Raw genomic sequence first — 15,505 nt, 5'->3', positions numbered from 1 at the left:
TCCGCTGAGGCCCGCCGCGCGCCGCCTCCGCCCCGCGGCGGGTGCGCACCGGCGGGCCGCCCGGGCCCGCTCCGGGCGGGGCCGCTCACCGTCCGGGCCGCCCGGACCGCACTCCAGGGGGCGGGGCTACGGCGCCGCCACCCCCGTACGGAGCTGCTCGCGGGCCTCCATCAGCGCGAAGCCCAGCAGGTTCAGCCCCCGCCAGCGCGCCGGGTCCGAGGCCCGCTCGTCGTCGGCGGCCAGCCCGATGCCCCAGATGCGGTCCACCGGGCTCGCCTCCACCAGTACCCGGTCGCCCGTGCGCATCAGGTAGTCACGCAGCTCCGCGTGCTGGCCGAACTTGTGGACGCTGCCGGCCACCACGATGCCGAAGCGCTCCTTCTTCCACACGCCTTCGTCGAAGCCGCGCACCAGACGCCCGGCCTTCTTCGCCAGCGCCGGGTTCGGCGCCCGGACCGCCTCCTGCTCGGCCCCGGCGTCACCGAAGAGGCGGGCCTTGGCCGCCATCATCCAGTGCTCCGCCGTCGCGTACCGGACCCCGTCGACGGTGAACGGCGAGGGCCACCACTGGCTGAGGCAGGGCGCGCCGATGCTGCCGTCCTGCCGGGGGCGATGCCCCCAGAAGTGCAGGAACCTGACCCGCTCACCCCTGCTGACCTGCTCGATCAGCTCACCTACGCGTTCCATGCACGCCAGCCTCCCACCCGCCACGGACAGTCCGTACGGGAATTTTCTGCCGCACCCGACACATGGTCGACCGAATCCGTCGCGTAACCAAAAGGCAACAACGGAATCCCTTGTTGAGGACTGCTCCCTCTGTCAGGATCGGCACTCAATTCAGGCCGGGACAACGGAGAGCGTCATGGGGAACGGCTGCCGGACAGCCCAGACAGCACAGACACCCGACAAGGCGCAGGACACCGCCGCCGTACAGCAGCGGTTCGCGCCGGGTGCCCAGTACATCGGAGGGCGGCTGCGCTCCGGCACCTCGGGCCGCAGCCACACGGTGACCGACCCCGCCACCGGGCGGGAGGTCCTCACCTACGAGCTGGCCGGCACCGCCGACGTGGACGCCGCCGTCGCCGCCGCACGTGACGCGTTCCCCGCCTGGGCGGGTGCCACCCCCGCCGAGCGCTCCGACGCACTGCACCGGTTCGCCGCCGTCCTCGCCGAGCAGGCCGAGGACCTCGCTCGCGCCGAGTCCCTCCAGTGCGGCAAGCCCCTCCGGCTGACCCGGGAGTTCGACGTCCCCGGCACGGTCGACAACACCGCCTTCTTCGCCGGGGCCGCCCGCCACCTCCAGGGCCAGTCCGCCGGCGAGTACAGCGCGGACCACACCTCGTACGTCCGCCGGGAGCCCATCGGGGTCGTCGGGTCCATCGCCCCCTGGAACTACCCCCTCCAGATGGCCGCGTGGAAGATCCTCCCGGCGGTCGCCGCCGGCAACACCATCGTCCTCAAGCCCGCCGAGCTGACGCCGCTGACCTCGCTGATGTTCGCCCAGGCGGCCACCGAGGCGGGCATCCCCGACGGGGTGGTCAACATCGTCACCGGCGCCGGACGGGACGCGGGCGAGCACCTCGTCTCGCACCCCGACGTGGCCATGACCTCCTTCACCGGCTCCACGGCCGTCGGCCGGCGGGTCGCCGAACTGGCCACCGCCACGGTCAAGCGCCTCCACCTCGAACTCGGCGGCAAGGCCCCCTTCGTCGTCTTCGACGACGCCGACCTGGAGGCCGCCGTCCACGGCGCCGTGGCGGGCGCGCTCATCAACACCGGCCAGGACTGCACCGCCGCCACCCGCGCCTACGTCCAGCGGCCCCTGTACGACGCGTTCGTGGAGCAGGTCGCCGCCCTCATGGCGACCGTGCGGCTCGGCGACCCGTACGCGGAGGGCACCGACCTCGGGCCGCTCGTCAGCCGCGCCCAGCGCGACCGCGTCGCGGGCTTCGTCGACCGGGCCCGCGCGTACGCCACCGTCGTGACCGGGGGAGAGGTCCCCGGCGGTGAGCTCGCCGCCGGCGCCTACTACCCGCCGACCCTGGTCGCCGGGGCCGCCCAGGACAGCGAGATCGTGCAGAGCGAGGTCTTCGGACCCGTCCTCGCCGTGCTGCCCTTCGACACCGACGACGAGGGCCTCGCCCTCGCCGACGACACGCCCTACGGGCTCGCCGCCTCCGCCTGGACCCGCGACGTGTACCGCGCCGGCCGCGCCAGCCGCGAACTGAAGGCGGGCTGCGTGTGGATCAACGACCACATCCCGATCATCAGCGAGATGCCGCACGGCGGGTACCGGGCCTCCGGCTTCGGAAAGGACATGTCACCGTATTCCTTCGAGGAGTACACCCAGGTCAAGCACGTCATGTTCGACAACACCGCGGTCGCGAGGAAGGACTGGCACCGCACTGTCTTCGGCGGCCGCTAGACCGCACCCTCACGGACCGCACCGGCACCGCGCGGACGGGGACCGACAGCCCGCAGGGACGCCGCCCGACCAGCGGCCCCGACCCCTCCCTCCCGAAAGGCACAGCGCATGGAGCAGTACGAGCCCGACAGCCTCTCCGCGGCCCAGGTCGCCGCGATGCGGCGGAGCCTGGCGAACGGCAGGGCCTCCCTCACCCGCCGCTCGCTGCTGCGGGCCTCGGGCGTCGGCGCCCTCACCCTCGGCGGCCTGGGGGCCCTGAGCGCCTGCGGCATCCCGCCCGCCAAGCGGGAGGGCCAGGGTTCCTCGTCCACGGACCACTCGGCCGAGGAGAAGACCCTCGCCTTCTCCAACTGGACCCAGTACATCGACATCAGCGACGACGAGAAGCACCGCCCCACCCTGGAGGCGTTCACCCGGCGCACCGGCATCAAGGTCAAGTACACCGAGGACATCAACGACAACGTCGAGTTCTTCGGCAAGATCAAGCCGCAGCTCGCCGCCGGCCAGGACACCGGCCGCGACCTGGTCTGCGTCACCGACTGGCTCGCCGCCCGCATCATCCGCCTCGGCTGGGCCCAGAAGCTCGACCCCGCCAACCTCCCCCACGCCTACGCCCACCTGGCGCCGCAGTTCCGCCGCCCCGACTGGGACCCGGGCCGGGCCTACTCGTACCCCTGGACCGGCATCTCCACCGTCATCGCGTACAACATCAAGGCGACCGGCGGCCGCAAGGTCGACTCCGTCACCCAGCTCCTCGACGACCCGAAGCTCAAGGGCCGCGTCGCCTTCCTCCAGGAGATGCGGGACTCCGTCGGCATGACCCTCCTCGACATGGGAAAGGACCCCGGCAAGGTCACCGACGCCGACTTCGACGCCGCGCTCGGCCGCCTCCAGAAGGGCGTCGACACCAAGCAGATCCGCCGCTTCACCGGCAACGACTACACCGGCGACCTCAGCAAGGGCGACATCGCCGCGTGCCTCGCCTGGGCCGGCGACCTCATCCAGCTCCAGGTCGACAACCCGGACATCCGCTTCGCCATCCCCGCCGCCGGCTACATGACCTCCACCGACAACCTCCTGGTCCCCGCGCAGGCCCGGCACAAGACCAACGCCGAGAAGCTCATCGACTACTACTACGAGCTCCCGGTCGCCGCGCAGCTCGCCGCCTACATCAACTACGTGTGCCCCGTCGACGGCGTGGGCCCGGAGCTGGCGAAGATCGACCCCGAGCTGGCGTCCAACACGCTGATCCTGCCGGACAAGGCCATGGCCGCGAAGTCGCACGCCTTCCGCTCCCTCAGCACCGAGGAGGAGACGGCGTACGAGGAGAAGTTCGCCAAGCTCATCGGAGCGTAGGCGGGCCGCCGCCCGCACAGGCCCGTGCCGCACGCACCGGCCGTGCCCGCCCGGGGGACGTCCGCCCCCGGACCCGATCCCCGCCCTGAACGGCGCCCGCCCTCACACCTGGGACCACGACTCATGACGACCGACACCCACGCCGGAGGCGACCTCCGCCTCACCGGCATCAGCAAGACCTACGGCTCCTTCTCCGCCGTCCACCCGCTCGACCTCACCGTCCCCCAGGGCTCCTTCTTCGCCCTCCTCGGCGCCTCCGGCTGCGGCAAGACCACCACCCTCCGCATGATCGCCGGCCTGGAGGACCCCACCACCGGCACCATCCACCTCGGCGACCGGGACGTCACCGACCTGCCCCCGCACAAACGGCCCGTCAACACCGTCTTCCAGTCGTACGCGCTCTTCCCGCACCTCGACATCTCCGAGAACATCGCCTTCGGCCTGCGCCGCCGCGGCATCACCTCGGTGAAGAAGCAGGTCGACGAGATGCTGGAGCTGGTCCAGCTCGGCGACAAGGCCAGGCACCGGCCCCACCAGCTGTCCGGCGGCCAGCAGCAGCGCGTCGCCGTCGCCCGCGCCCTCATCAACCACCCCCAGGTGCTCCTCCTCGACGAGCCGCTCGGCGCCCTCGACCTCAAACTGCGCCGCCAGATGCAGCTGGAGCTCAAGCGCATCCAGACCGAGGTCGGCATCACCTTCGTCCACGTCACCCACGACCAGGAGGAGGCCATGACCATGGCCGACACGGTCGCGGTGATGAACGGAGGCCGCGTCGAGCAGCTCGGCGCGCCCGCCGAGCTCTACGACAACCCGCGCTCCACCTTCGTCGCGAACTTCCTCGGCACCTCCAACCTCGTCGAGGCCGAAGTCGCCGCAGCGGGCGACGACATCACCGTCACCGCGGGCGGCAGCACGCTGCGCCTCCCCGCCGGCCGGTGCGCCGCCCCCACCACCACCGGCGGGACCCTGCTCCTCGGCATCCGCCCGGAGAAGATCACGCTCGCGCACGCCGACGACGCGGACGCGGTCCCGACCGGACGCAACAAGGTCACCGGCCGCATCTCCGACGCCTCCTTCATCGGCGTCTCCACCCAGTACGTCGTCGACGGGCCCGCCGGCAGCGGCCTCCAGGTGTACGAGCAGAACATCGAGCGGGACCCGCGGCTCGTTCCCGGCGCGGAGGTCGTCCTGCACTGGAACCCCGCCCACAGCTTCGGCCTCGACGCCGCGCAGGACCGCTCCGCCGGCGTGGAGACCGTGGGGGGCACCGCATGACCGCGCTCACCCGGACCCCGCCCGCGGCGAAGCCGCCCGCAGCCGCCCCCGCCGTGCGCAAGCGGTCCACCCGCAAGCGGCTGGTGCCGTACTGGCTGCTGCTCCCCGGCATCCTGTGGCTGCTGGTGTTCTTCGCGCTGCCGCTCGTCTACCAGGCGTCCACGTCCGTCCAGACCGGCTCCCTGGAGCAGGGCTTCACCGTCACCTGGCACTTCCAGACGTACGCGGACGCGCTCGGCGCCTACTACCCGCAGTTCGTGAAGTCCCTGCTGTACGCCGGGACCGCGACCCTGCTGTGCCTGCTGCTGGGCTACCCGCTCGCGTACCTCATCGCCTTCCGCGCGGGACGCTGGCGCCACCTCCTGCTCGTCCTCGTCATCGCCCCGTTCTTCACCAGCTTCCTCATCCGCACGCTGGCCTGGAAGACGATCCTCGCCGACGGCGGCGCGGTGGTCGGGGCGCTCGACGCCCTGCACGTCCTCGACGTCACGAGCGCGCTCGGCCTCACCGAGGGCGACCGCGTGCTCGCCACGCCGCTCGCCGTCGTCTGCGGCCTCACGTACAACTTCCTGCCGTTCATGATCCTGCCGCTCTACACCTCGCTGGAGCGCATCGACCCGCGGCTCCACGAAGCCGCCCACGACCTGTACGCCTCGCCCGCCACGACCTTCCGGAAGGTCACCTTCCCGCTGTCCATGCCGGGTGTCGTCTCCGGCACGCTGCTCACCTTCATCCCGGCGAGCGGCGACTACGTCAACGCCGAACTGCTCGGCTCGACGGACACCAAGATGATCGGCAACGTCATCCAGTCGCAGTTCCTGAGGGTGCTCGACTACCCCACGGCGGCCGCGCTGTCGTTCATCCTCATGGCCATCGTGCTGATCATGGTCACGGTCTACATCCGCCGGGCCGGAACGGAGGACCTGGTCTGATGCCGCTGCTGCGCTGGATCCGACGGAACCTCGTCGTGCTCGCGGGCCTCCTCACGCTCGCCTACCTCGTCCTGCCGAACATCGTCGTGATGGTGTTCTCCTTCAACCGGCCCCGGGGCCGCTTCAACTACGAGTGGCGGCAGTTCTCCCTCGACGCCTGGAAGGACCCCTGCGGCGCCCCCGACCTGTGCACCGCCCTCGGGCTGTCCCTCCAGCTCGCCGCCTGGGCCACCCTCGCCGCCACCGCCCTCGGCACGATGATCGCCTTCGCGCTGGTCCGCTACCGCTTCCGGGCGCGCGGCGCGATCAACTCGCTGATCTTCCTGCCGATGTCGATGCCCGAGGTCGTCATGGCCGCCTCGCTGCTGACCCTCTTCCTCAACATGGGGGCCGAGCTGGGCTTCTGGACGGTCCTGATCGCCCACGTCATGTTCTGCCTCAGCTTCGTCGTCGTCGCCGTCAAGGCGCGGGTCATGTCCATGGACCCGCGGCTGGAGGAAGCCGCACGGGACCTCTACGCCGGCCCCGTGCAGACCTTCCTGCGCGTCACCCTGCCGATCGCGGCGCCCGGCATCGCGGCCGGAGCCCTGCTCGCCTTCGCCCTGTCGTTCGACGACTTCATCATCACCAACTTCAACTCCGGCACCACCGTCACCTTCCCGATGTACGTGTGGGGCTCGGCCCAGCGCGGCACGCCCGTGCAGATCAACGTCATCGGCACCGCCATGTTCGCCATCGCGGTCCTGGTGGTCGTCGCCGGGCAGTTCCTCGCCGCCCGCCGGAAGCGCACCGAACACCTCCAGTAACACCGGACACCCTGAGGGAGTTGGAAGTCATGGCCCCAGTCGCCATGCGTACCGCTGCACGATCACTCTCGGACGCCCAGCCCGTCCCCTACTGGCTGGAAGACCCCGGCAAGCCCGCCGCACGGCCCGCCCTCACCGCCACCGAGCACTGCGACCTGCTCGTGGTCGGCGGCGGCTACAGCGGACTGTGGACGGCGCTCCTCGCCAAGGAGCGCGACCCGCGGCGGGACGTGGTGCTCATCGAGGGCCGGGAGGCGGGCTGGGCCGCCTCCGGCCGCAACGGCGGCTTCTGCGCCGCCTCCCTCACCCACGGCTTCGGCAACGGCCTCGCCCGCTGGCCCGGCGAGCTGGCGAAGCTGGAGGAGCTCGGGATCCGCAACCTCGACGCCATCGAGGCGGCGGTCGCCGCCTACGGCATCGACTGCGACTTCGAGCGGACCGGCGAGATCGACGTCGCCACCGAGCCGCACCAGCTGGCCGAACTGGCCGAGATGCACGAGCAGGCCGACCGGCTCGGCCTCGCGGACGGCCTGGAGCTCCTCGACCGCGACGCCGTGCGCGCCGAGGTCGACTCGCCGACCTTCCTCGGCGGGCTGTGGGACCGGCGCGGCGTCGCCCTGCTGCACCCCGCGAAGCTCGCCTGGGGCCTCAAGCGGGCCTGCCTGGACGCCGGCGTGCGGATCTACGAGAACACCCGGGGCCTCTCCCTGGGCACCTCCGGCGCGTCGATGGCCGTCCGCACCCCGTACGGCCGGGTCCTCGCCCGCCAGGTGGCGCTCGGCACCAACGTCTTCCCCGCCCTGGTGCGGCGCCTGAGGCACTACACCGTCCCCGTGTACGACTACGCCCTGATGACGGAGCCGCTCACCGAGGGACAGCTCGCCTCCGTCGGCTGGCACAACCGGCAGGGCCTCGCGGACACCGCCAGCCAGTTCCACTACTTCCGGCTCACCGCCGACCGCCGCATCCTCTGGGGCGGCTACGACGCGATCTACCCCTTCGGCGGCCGCGTCCGCGCCGAGCTGGACCAGCGCCCCGAGACCTACCTCACGCTCGCCGAGCACTTCTTCCGCTGCTTCCCGCAGCTGGACGGCGTCCGCTTCAGCCACGCGTGGGGCGGGGCCATCGACACCTGCTCCCGCTTCTCCCCGTTCTTCGGCACCGCCCACCGCGGCCGGGTCGCCTACGCGCTGGGCTACACCGGGCTCGGTGTCGGCGCGTCCCGGTTCGGCGCGGACGTGATGCTCGACCTGCTGTCGGGCGAGACCACGGAACGCACGGCGCTGGAGATGGTCCGCAGCAAGCCGCTGCCCTTCCCGCCGGAACCGTTCGCCTGGGCGGGCATCGGCGTGACGAAGTGGTCCATGGCCCGCGCCGACGCCAACGGCGGCCGGCGCAACCTGTGGCTGCGGGCGATGGACCGCGTCGGGCTCGGCTTCGACAGCTGAGGCACCGGGCGGGCGCGACGGGCCCCGCGACTCGGCGGCGGTGGCCGGCGCGCGGCCCGTGGCCCGTCCCCGGGCGGCCCGTCCCCGGGCGGCCCGCCCGGGGACGGGGCGGCGGGACGACGGCCACGGGCGGGGCGGCCATCGGCTACCCCCACCGGACGGAAGGAGGCGCCGCGCGTGCGGGCGCCCTGCGCGACCCCGGCCCGAGGGATGCGCCGCGCCGGCCGCCTCTCCCGCGCATCCCGCCGCCACCGGACGGAGCCGTGCACGAAGCAGTGCCAGGGCGCCGCCTCTCCCGCGCACCCCGCGTCGCCACCCGCGGCGGGTTTACGGTCCACCCCGACGGCAACGCGGTAGCTGGACCACCTGTGCGTCCACCCCGGGGAGGTCACCCCATGACGCAGCCGGGCAGTTTCGACGTGGTGTCGCTGAAGGCGTTCATCGAGCGGGAGACCGAAGCCCTGCGCAGCGACGTGCGGCAGGTGACGGAGGAGGCGGGGAGCGCCGCGTCCCGGTCCTCCTCCCCCCGGGCGAGGAGGGCGGAGCGCGCGCTCGCCGACGCGGCCGAGGAACAGCGGGACCGGGCGGCCGACGCCGTGGAGCAGTGCCCCTGCGGCCAGGGTGACGGGCCGCTGCACCTGTGCGTCGGGGCGGGCCCCGACCACGACCCGGAGCGGTGCCTGTGCGCCGCGCTGCCCGCCGTCCCCGCGTCCGCCGCCCTCCTGGAACCGGTACGCGACGACTCCGGCACCGTCACCGACTTCCTCATCCGGGCCGGGAACCACGTCCGCTCCGCCCAGTGGCTGGCCCCACCGGACCAGCAGGTCGGCCGCAGGTACCTGGCGGCCCTGCCCGGGGCGGCGGCGAGCGGACTGCGGGACGCGCTGGTCGAGGTGCTGGAGACCGGCAAGGCGCTGGGCGGCCTCGTCGTGGACTACACCGAGGAGCGGTTCGGCCGGCTGCGGCGCGTCCAGCTGGTGCACCACGCCGCCCGCAGCGGCGACCGGCTGCTGATGACCTGGCGGCCGGTGCGCAGCCAGGCGGAGCTGCTCACCATCGACGCGCAGCACCTGGCGTCGATGGGGTGGGGCCGCTGGGACCTGCTGTCGGGCACGGTGTCGTGGTCGGAGGGCCTGCAGCGGATCTTCCGCGCCGACCCGCAGCTGCCGTGGTCCCTGCTGGAGATGTGCGACGCGGTGCTCGCCGCGGACCTGGAGGCGTTCGGCGAGTTCGTGGCCTCGGTGCTGGCGGGGGAGGAGCCCGCCTGGACCCGGATCCGGTTCAACGTGGTCGGGGAGGTCCGGACGGTGGACCTGCTGGGCCGGCCGGTGGCGGGCACCGACGGGCGGCCCTGGGCGGTGCAGATGGTGGCCCGCGACCTCACCCCGCAGATGCGCAGCAGGCGCCGCCTGGTCGCCAAGGAGACGGAGGCCCGCCAGCTGCGGCAGCAGGCGGAGGCCGAGCGGCACGTCGCGTCGGCGCTGCGGGAGGCGGTGCTGCCGACGTACTCCCAGGGGCTCGCGGAGCTCGGCATCAGCGCGGCGGCCGCCTACCTGCCGGCGGAGGAGGACGCGGCCGTGGGCGGCGACTGGTACAAGTGCCGGCGCCAGCCCGACGGCCAGGCGCTGATCGCGGTCGGTGACGCGCAGGGCCACGGCCTGGACGCGGTGGCCCGCATGGCGCAGCAGCGGTACGCGACGGCCGGGCTGGCCCAGACGGGGGCCGACCCGGGCTCCGTGGCCACCTGGCTGAACGAGCTGGTGGCCACAGACCCCGCCGCCGCGATGGCGAGCGTGGTCGTCGGCCACATCGGCCCCGAGCAGGTCCTGCGCTGGGCCTCCGCCGGGCACCCCGCGCCGCTGCTGCTGCGGGACGGCACGGCGTCCGCCCTGCCGACCGAGCACCGGGGGCCCCTCCTCGGCGCGCTGCCCGGCCATGCCTACGAGACGGCGGAGCTGCCCCTCGCCGACGGCGACCTGCTGCTGTACACCGACGGGGTCGTGGAGCGGCGCGGCCAGGACATCACCGAGGGCGTCGACGCGCTGGCGCGCCGCCTGGTGTCCCTCGGCAGCGCCGAGCCGCAGCGGGTCGTGGACCGGCTGGCGGAGGAGTACGGGAGGGCGACCCACGAGGACGACGCCTGCCTGCTCGCCGTACGCCTCCGCACGCGGTAGCCGGCCCGGGCGTCAGGCGGGCATGAGCCGGCTCGCCGCCGTGTCCGGGTCGCCGTGCGGGTGCGGGTGCGGGTCCGGCGCCGGGAACGACGGGGCGAGCAGCCGCACCTCGTGCCCCGCCGACAGCCGCAGCTCGATGATGGACCGCACGGTCGGCCACTCCTCGCGCAGCACCGAGTAGAACGCCGTGTCGCGCACCACCCCGTCGAGCCCGCGCGAGTGCGCCCGGCGCACCCCCTCGCAGGTGGCGCCCAGCCGCTCGATCGCCGTCCGCGACCGGCTGTTGCGGGCGTCAGCGCGCAGGGAGACCCGCCGCACGCCCCACGTCTCGAAGGCGTGGGCGAGCATGAGCAGCTTCGCCTCCGTGTTGGCGCCCGTGCCGCGGGCACCGGCCGCGATCCACGTGTTGCCGATCTCGGCGGCGTCCGGCACCGCCGTGACGGGATCGCCGAACGGCACGCCCGTGACCGGCGGCCAGACCATCGGCCCCCGCCAGTAGTCGAGTTCCAGGAACCGGGTGGAACCGATCACCCGCCCGTCGGCGGCGCTCAGCATCGCGAACGGCAGGGCACGCCCCGCCGCCTGATCACCGAGCGCCCGGGCGATGTAGTCGCGCGCCGCCTCGGGCCCGTCGGGCACCGGTGTGAAGGCGTACGCGGCACGATCCTGAGCACCGGCCTGGGCGAGGCCCTCCGCGTGGCACAGGGCCAGCGGCTCCAGGCGCACCGTGCGCCCGTCGAGGACAACAGGTACTGGCAACGGAACATCGGTCTTTCACGAGCAGGGGAGCTCCCGCGCCGGCGTCGCGGCGCGCGAGTGAGGGAGAGGCTCGCCGGGCGGGGCCGTCCGTGTCACCGACGGGTGTGCACGGGCGGGCTGAACCGATGCGGCACCGGGGCGAGGAGCTCAGTATGCAGCCACGGACCCCCGCTGAACAGAACCCCGGGAGAAGGCATGCGCACGCGCGGGTGAAACCTCGCACCACGCCTGCCGCGCCCGCTGTGCGCCCCCGTGAGCCCGTTCACTCCTTCGTGGTCTCCCAACCCGCGTAATGATCCGCGGCCACCCCCCTCTCCCCGTGTGAACGCACTGCTCACAGGGGCAGTCACACACGTCCGCAGACGGACAGGGAGGCTGTGCGCGATGACAGGTACGGGGGCTTCGGGAGCGTCCGGTTCCGGCTCGGCCGGGGCAAGGGCGCCAGGGGCCAGGGCGGCGGTGGAGTGGCTGGTGTCGGTGGCACCGGACCCGGACGCCTGCCGGTGGGAGTGGGAGCGCAGCACGACGGGGGTGGCGCTGCTGCCGGCGGGGCGGCGCTGGGACGTGCTGATCATCCCGGGCAGGCTCGGCCACCCGACGCTCGACGTGCTCCAGCGCCTCGTCGGCCGGCCCGGACCGGTCCTGGCGGACTTCGGTGACGCGCGCATGGGCTTCTTCGTCCCGCCGGGCACCGCGGCCCGGTGGATCGGCACGGGGGTGCGCACGGCGGGCCCCGGCACGTGGATCGTGGTGCCGTACCCGGGGAGGACCACCGGCGGGGTGCGCTGGCTGGTGCTGCCGGACGGCACCGGCACCCTCACCGACCCGGTGCTGCTGGAGCTGGCACTGCACGAGGCCGCCGGCAGCCTCGCGGAGGGCGGGGGCGAGCGCCCCTGGTGGGGACGTCCCGGGGCCGCCGGCGGGCGGCACGGGGTGGGGGACGACCCCGCCGACGGCGGCGCGGGGAGGGAGGACGGCAGCGGAAGCGGTACGGGCGGGACCGGCCGGGGCGGCGGCGACGCACCGTCCGCAGGCGGGTCCGGGGCCTGTCGGGGCGGAGGGGGCGGCGGGAGCGGCGGGCGGTCCGTCGTCGAGGCCGGGGCCGGGGCCGGGGCCGGGGCCGGGAGCGGGGACGGGGACGGTCGGGGCGGTGGCGTCGGCGGGAGCGGCACGGAGGTGGCCCCCGCCACCGAGGGCGGCGAGCCGCCTGGTGGCAGGGGCAAGCGCGCGGTCGGCGGTGAAGGCGGCAGGGGCGGGGCGGAGGCAGACGGGGCCTGAATCCTGGCGGGGGCCCGGAGCGGGCGGGACGGAACCGACGCGGTGGCCCGGGGCGCGAAGCCGCACGGGAGGGGGGCGGCAGGTCCGGGCCAGGGGCGGCAGGGGCCGCGTGAGCGTCGCGGCGGCGGGACCGGGCCGGCGGCAGCGGGGGCGCCGACCGGCCGGAGGGTCCCGTCCCGCGCCCTCTGCGGCACCTTGACAACCCGATTGGTCTGGACCATGTTGTGGGGCGCGCCGCACTCCAACATCCCCACTCATGGAGGCAGTTGTGCACCCCTCCCGCCCCGCAAGACCCCTGGCCGCCGTCCTGGCGGCCCTGCTCGCCGCCGGCGGCCTCGCCACCACGGCGCAGACAGCCCGCGCCGACGCACCCCGCACCACCGCCGCGCGCCCCCTGCCCGCCCCGACCGTGCCCCCCGCTCCGGGGCCCGCCGGCGACTCCGTGCCCCGCACCGCCGCGCAGGACACGGAACTGGTCCGCAACGGCGGTTTCGAAGCCGGTCTGGACGGCTGGACCTGCACGGCCGGAAGCGGGGCCGCCGTCACCTCACCCGTCCGCAGCGGCGCCCGCGCCCTCCAGGCCACCCCGACGGGCGGCGACAACGCCCGGTGCTCCCAGACCGTGGCGGTCCGCCCCGACGCGGCGTACACCCTGGGCGCCTGGGTCCGCGGCAGCTACGTCCACCTCGGCGCGTCCGGTACCGGCACCTCGGACGTGTCGACGTGGACCCCCTCCGCCCCCGACTGGCACCACCTCACCACCACGTTCCGCACCGGCCCCTCCACCACGTCCGTCACCCTCCACCTCCACGGCTGGTACGGCACGCCCGCCTACCAGGCCGACGACGTGTCCCTCACCGGACCCGGCGGCGACCCCGTCGAGACACCCGCCGCCCCCACCGGGCTCACCGCGGGCACCCCCACCTCCACCAGCGTGCCGCTCCACTGGCAGCCCGTCACCGGCGCGACCGGCTACACCGTCCACCGCGACGGCGCCGAGGCCCTGACGACGACCGGGACCTCCGCCACCGTCACCGGCCTGGCCCCCGCCACCTCGTACGCCTTCCAGGTCACCGCCCGCAACAGCGCGGGCGAATCGGCCAGGTCGGCGCCGGTGACCGTGCGGACGGCCGACGCGGGCGGCCCCGGGCCCGGCCCCGCCCTCCCCGAGCACGCCCTCGTCGGCTACCTCCACGCCAGCTTCGCCAACGGCTCCGGCTACACCCGGATGGCCGACGTCCCCGACACCTGGGACGTCGTCAACCTCGCCTTCGGCGAGCCCACCTCCGTCACCTCCGGCGACATCCGCTTCCGCCTCTGCCCCGCCGCCGAATGCCCGGACGTCGAGTCGCCCGCCGAGTTCAAGGCCGCCATCAAGGCCAAGCAGGCCGTGGGCAAGAAGGTCCTGATCTCCATCGGCGGCCAGAACGGGCAGGTCCGGCTCGCCACGCCCGCCGCGCGCGACACCTTCGTCTCCTCCGTCTCCGCGATCATCGACGAGTACGGCCTCGACGGCCTGGACGTCGACTTCGAAGGCCACTCCCTGTCCCTCGACGACGGCGACACCGACTTCCGCCATCCCACCACCCCGGTCATCGTGCACCTGATCCAGGCGCTCAAGACCCTCAAGGGCCGCTACGGCCCCGACTTCGTGCTCACCATGGCGCCCGAGACGTTCTTCGTGCAGCTCGGCCACCAGTTCTACGGCTCGGGCCCCTGGGGCGGGCAGGACCCGCGCGCCGGCGCGTACCTGCCCGTCATCCACGCGCTGCACGACGACCTGACCCTGCTCCACGTGCAGCACTACAACTCGGGCCCGGTCATGGGCCTCGACGGCCGCTACCACCACATGGGCAGCGCCGACTTCCACATCGCGATGACGGACATGCTGCTCACCGGCTTCCCCGTGGCCGGCGACGCCTCCCGGTTCTTCCCCGCCCTGCGGCCCGAACAGGTCGCCGTCGGCCTCCCCGCCTCCCCGCACGCGGGCAACGGCCACACCCCGCCCGCCGAGGTGCGCAAGGCCCTCGACTGCCTGACGAGGAACACCGGCTGCGGCGACTACCGCACCCACGGCACCTGGCCCGCCCTGCGCGGCCTGATGACGTGGTCGATCAACTGGGACCGCTTCGGCGGCTGGGAGTTCTCCCGGAACTTCGACGCCTACGCATGGCCGCGAGCAGCAGCCACGACCCGGTGAACAGCAGCACGCTGCCCGCCACGTCCAGCGGCCAGTGGTAGCCCCGCAGGACGAGACCGCAGCCCGTCGCCGCGACCGCGAAGGCGGCGACGGGCAGCAGCAGGCGCCGGTGCACCAGCAGCGCCGCCCCGCAGTACGCCACGAGAGCCGTGGCCGTGTGCCCCGACGGGTAGTACCCGGTCGCGTCCGTCAGCGGCCCGGGCCGGGCGAGCAGCAGCTTCAGCGGCACGACCAGGACCGGGACGGAGATCATGGCCGCACCCGCGTACAGCGCGTGGGAGCGGCGCCCGCGCACCACCGCGTACGTCATGGCGGCCAGCAGCACCGGCAGGGCGACGGGCAGCCCGCCGAGGTCCGCCCCCGCCTCGGTCAGCCAGGCCGGCCCCCGCCCGGCGAGCAGCCGCCCGGCGCGCTCGTCGAGCCGCAGCAGCGGTCCCCGGACGGCGACCTGCCAGGTGACCAGCGCGAAGCCGCACAGCAGGACGGCGGCGGAAACGGAAGCCGGCCGCCCAGGAACAGGGGGGAGTGTTCCGGGGCGGCCGCCTGGACCGGTGTGCAGCCGCGCGCCCCGGGGGGTGTGGGGCGGGCGACGGTCCGATCGGTGAGGAGTGCCGGAGCGGGAAGCGCCGGCGGTGTGCGCTGAGGCACGCCCAGGACGGGGCTGGGGAGGCCCCTGCCTGGTGCCGTCCGCAGTCTCCTGCGAGCGGGGTTCTTCTCTCATCCACCACGACCGTACGACACACGGGAGGGGGCCGACAGACGGATCTCCAACCCGCCATCGGCCCCCCACAGCTTCTTCACGTACCCGCCGGTCACCGGCCCGCGGGCACGGTCCGGCCCCTCGGCCGGGAG

Annotated in this window: 11 protein-coding genes and 1 pseudogene; 9 read left to right on the top strand and 3 right to left on the bottom strand. The window is 74.0% G+C overall.

Going from position 1 to position 15,505, the window contains the following annotated elements; genetic code table 11:
* Nucleotides 1–126: 126 nt before the first annotated feature.
* Entirely contained in the window at nucleotides 127–687 is a 561-nt protein-coding gene (locus BJP40_RS08155; protein WP_071279793.1) for an NADAR family protein, read from the bottom strand.
* Nucleotides 688–862: 175 nt separating this feature from the next.
* Between BJP40_RS08155 and BJP40_RS08150 the strand changes: the two genes are divergently transcribed.
* From BJP40_RS08150 to BJP40_RS08120, 7 genes are all read left to right on the top strand, one after another.
* Nucleotides 863–2,425 (top strand): gamma-aminobutyraldehyde dehydrogenase, encoded by a 1,563-nt coding sequence (locus tag BJP40_RS08150; protein WP_071279792.1) that lies wholly within the window; start codon nucleotides 863–865, stop codon nucleotides 2,423–2,425.
* A 108-nt stretch (nucleotides 2,426–2,533) separates the two neighbouring features.
* Nucleotides 2,534–3,781, top strand: coding sequence for a spermidine/putrescine ABC transporter substrate-binding protein (locus tag BJP40_RS08145; protein WP_071279791.1), 1,248 nt, complete (start codon nucleotides 2,534–2,536; stop codon nucleotides 3,779–3,781).
* Nucleotides 3,782–3,904: 123 nt separating this feature from the next.
* The gene (locus BJP40_RS08140) at nucleotides 3,905–5,056 is read left to right on the top strand and encodes an ABC transporter ATP-binding protein (protein WP_071279789.1); all 1,152 of its coding nucleotides are present in this window, start codon (nucleotides 3,905–3,907) and stop codon (nucleotides 5,054–5,056) included.
* Entirely contained in the window at nucleotides 5,053–5,988 is a 936-nt protein-coding gene (locus BJP40_RS08135; protein WP_071279787.1) for an ABC transporter permease, read from the top strand. Before BJP40_RS08140 ends, BJP40_RS08135 begins: the two co-directional genes overlap by 4 nt.
* Nucleotides 5,988–6,794 carry an ABC transporter permease gene (locus BJP40_RS08130; RefSeq protein ID WP_071265441.1) on the top strand — a complete coding sequence of 269 codons (807 nt, stop codon included), beginning with the start codon at nucleotides 5,988–5,990 and terminating at the stop codon, nucleotides 6,792–6,794. The genes BJP40_RS08135 and BJP40_RS08130 overlap by 1 nt, the downstream gene beginning before the upstream one ends.
* A gap of 29 nt (nucleotides 6,795–6,823) precedes the next feature.
* Nucleotides 6,824–8,242, top strand: coding sequence for an FAD-binding oxidoreductase (locus BJP40_RS08125; protein WP_071279786.1), 1,419 nt, complete (start codon nucleotides 6,824–6,826; stop codon nucleotides 8,240–8,242).
* A 395-nt stretch (nucleotides 8,243–8,637) separates the two neighbouring features.
* The gene (locus tag BJP40_RS08120; RefSeq protein ID WP_071279784.1) at nucleotides 8,638–10,416 is read left to right on the top strand and encodes a PP2C family protein-serine/threonine phosphatase; all 1,779 of its coding nucleotides are present in this window, start codon (nucleotides 8,638–8,640) and stop codon (nucleotides 10,414–10,416) included.
* A 12-nt stretch (nucleotides 10,417–10,428) separates the two neighbouring features.
* On the opposite strand, the gene BJP40_RS08115 is transcribed toward BJP40_RS08120, so the two are convergent.
* Nucleotides 10,429–11,175 (bottom strand): GNAT family N-acetyltransferase, encoded by a 747-nt coding sequence (locus BJP40_RS08115; RefSeq protein ID WP_079171007.1) that lies wholly within the window; start codon nucleotides 11,173–11,175, stop codon nucleotides 10,429–10,431.
* 384 nt (nucleotides 11,176–11,559) lie between these two features.
* On the opposite strand from BJP40_RS08115, the pseudogene BJP40_RS08110 reads away from it, so the two are divergent.
* Together BJP40_RS08110 and BJP40_RS08105 are read left to right on the top strand one after the other, a co-directional pair.
* Nucleotides 11,560–12,063 (top strand): annotated as a pseudogene (locus tag BJP40_RS08110) (hypothetical protein); the annotation flags it as partial.
* Between the two features lie 646 nt (nucleotides 12,064–12,709).
* Nucleotides 12,710–14,653: a chitinase gene (locus BJP40_RS08105; RefSeq protein ID WP_079171006.1), complete on the top strand. Its 1,944-nt coding sequence runs from the start codon at nucleotides 12,710–12,712 to the stop codon at nucleotides 14,651–14,653.
* Here the strand turns inward: BJP40_RS08105 and BJP40_RS31520 are convergent.
* Nucleotides 14,568–15,374 (bottom strand): phosphatase PAP2 family protein, encoded by an 807-nt coding sequence (locus tag BJP40_RS31520; RefSeq protein WP_079171005.1) that lies wholly within the window; start codon nucleotides 15,372–15,374, stop codon nucleotides 14,568–14,570. The two genes, BJP40_RS08105 and BJP40_RS31520, sit on opposite strands and share 86 nt — an antisense overlap.
* Nucleotides 15,375–15,505 lie beyond the last annotated feature (131 nt).

The sequence above is a fragment of the Streptomyces sp. CC53 genome, assembly GCF_001865245.1.
GTDB lineage: Bacteria > Actinomycetota > Actinomycetes > Streptomycetales > Streptomycetaceae > Streptomyces.
This window is presented reverse-complemented; position numbering and strand designations above follow the sequence as displayed.

What these genes read in the sequence shown, in the direction of transcription:
- BJP40_RS08155 (WP_071279793.1), bottom strand. Translation starts at nt 687, where the DNA reads ATGGAACGCGTAGGTGAGCTGATCGAGCAGGTCAGCAGGGGTGAGCGG.
- BJP40_RS08150 (WP_071279792.1), top strand. Translation starts at nt 863, where the DNA reads ATGGGGAACGGCTGCCGGACAGCCCAGACAGCACAGACACCCGACAAG.
- BJP40_RS08145 (WP_071279791.1), top strand. Translation starts at nt 2,534, where the DNA reads ATGGAGCAGTACGAGCCCGACAGCCTCTCCGCGGCCCAGGTCGCCGCG.
- BJP40_RS08140 (WP_071279789.1), top strand. Translation starts at nt 3,905, where the DNA reads ATGACGACCGACACCCACGCCGGAGGCGACCTCCGCCTCACCGGCATC.
- BJP40_RS08135 (WP_071279787.1), top strand. Translation starts at nt 5,053, where the DNA reads ATGACCGCGCTCACCCGGACCCCGCCCGCGGCGAAGCCGCCCGCAGCC.
- BJP40_RS08130 (WP_071265441.1), top strand. Translation starts at nt 5,988, where the DNA reads ATGCCGCTGCTGCGCTGGATCCGACGGAACCTCGTCGTGCTCGCGGGC.
- BJP40_RS08125 (WP_071279786.1), top strand. Translation starts at nt 6,824, where the DNA reads ATGGCCCCAGTCGCCATGCGTACCGCTGCACGATCACTCTCGGACGCC.
- BJP40_RS08120 (WP_071279784.1), top strand. Translation starts at nt 8,638, where the DNA reads ATGACGCAGCCGGGCAGTTTCGACGTGGTGTCGCTGAAGGCGTTCATC.
- BJP40_RS08105 (WP_079171006.1), top strand. Translation starts at nt 12,710, where the DNA reads ATGGAGGCAGTTGTGCACCCCTCCCGCCCCGCAAGACCCCTGGCCGCC.
- BJP40_RS31520 (WP_079171005.1), bottom strand. Translation starts at nt 15,374, where the DNA reads ATGAGAGAAGAACCCCGCTCGCAGGAGACTGCGGACGGCACCAGGCAG.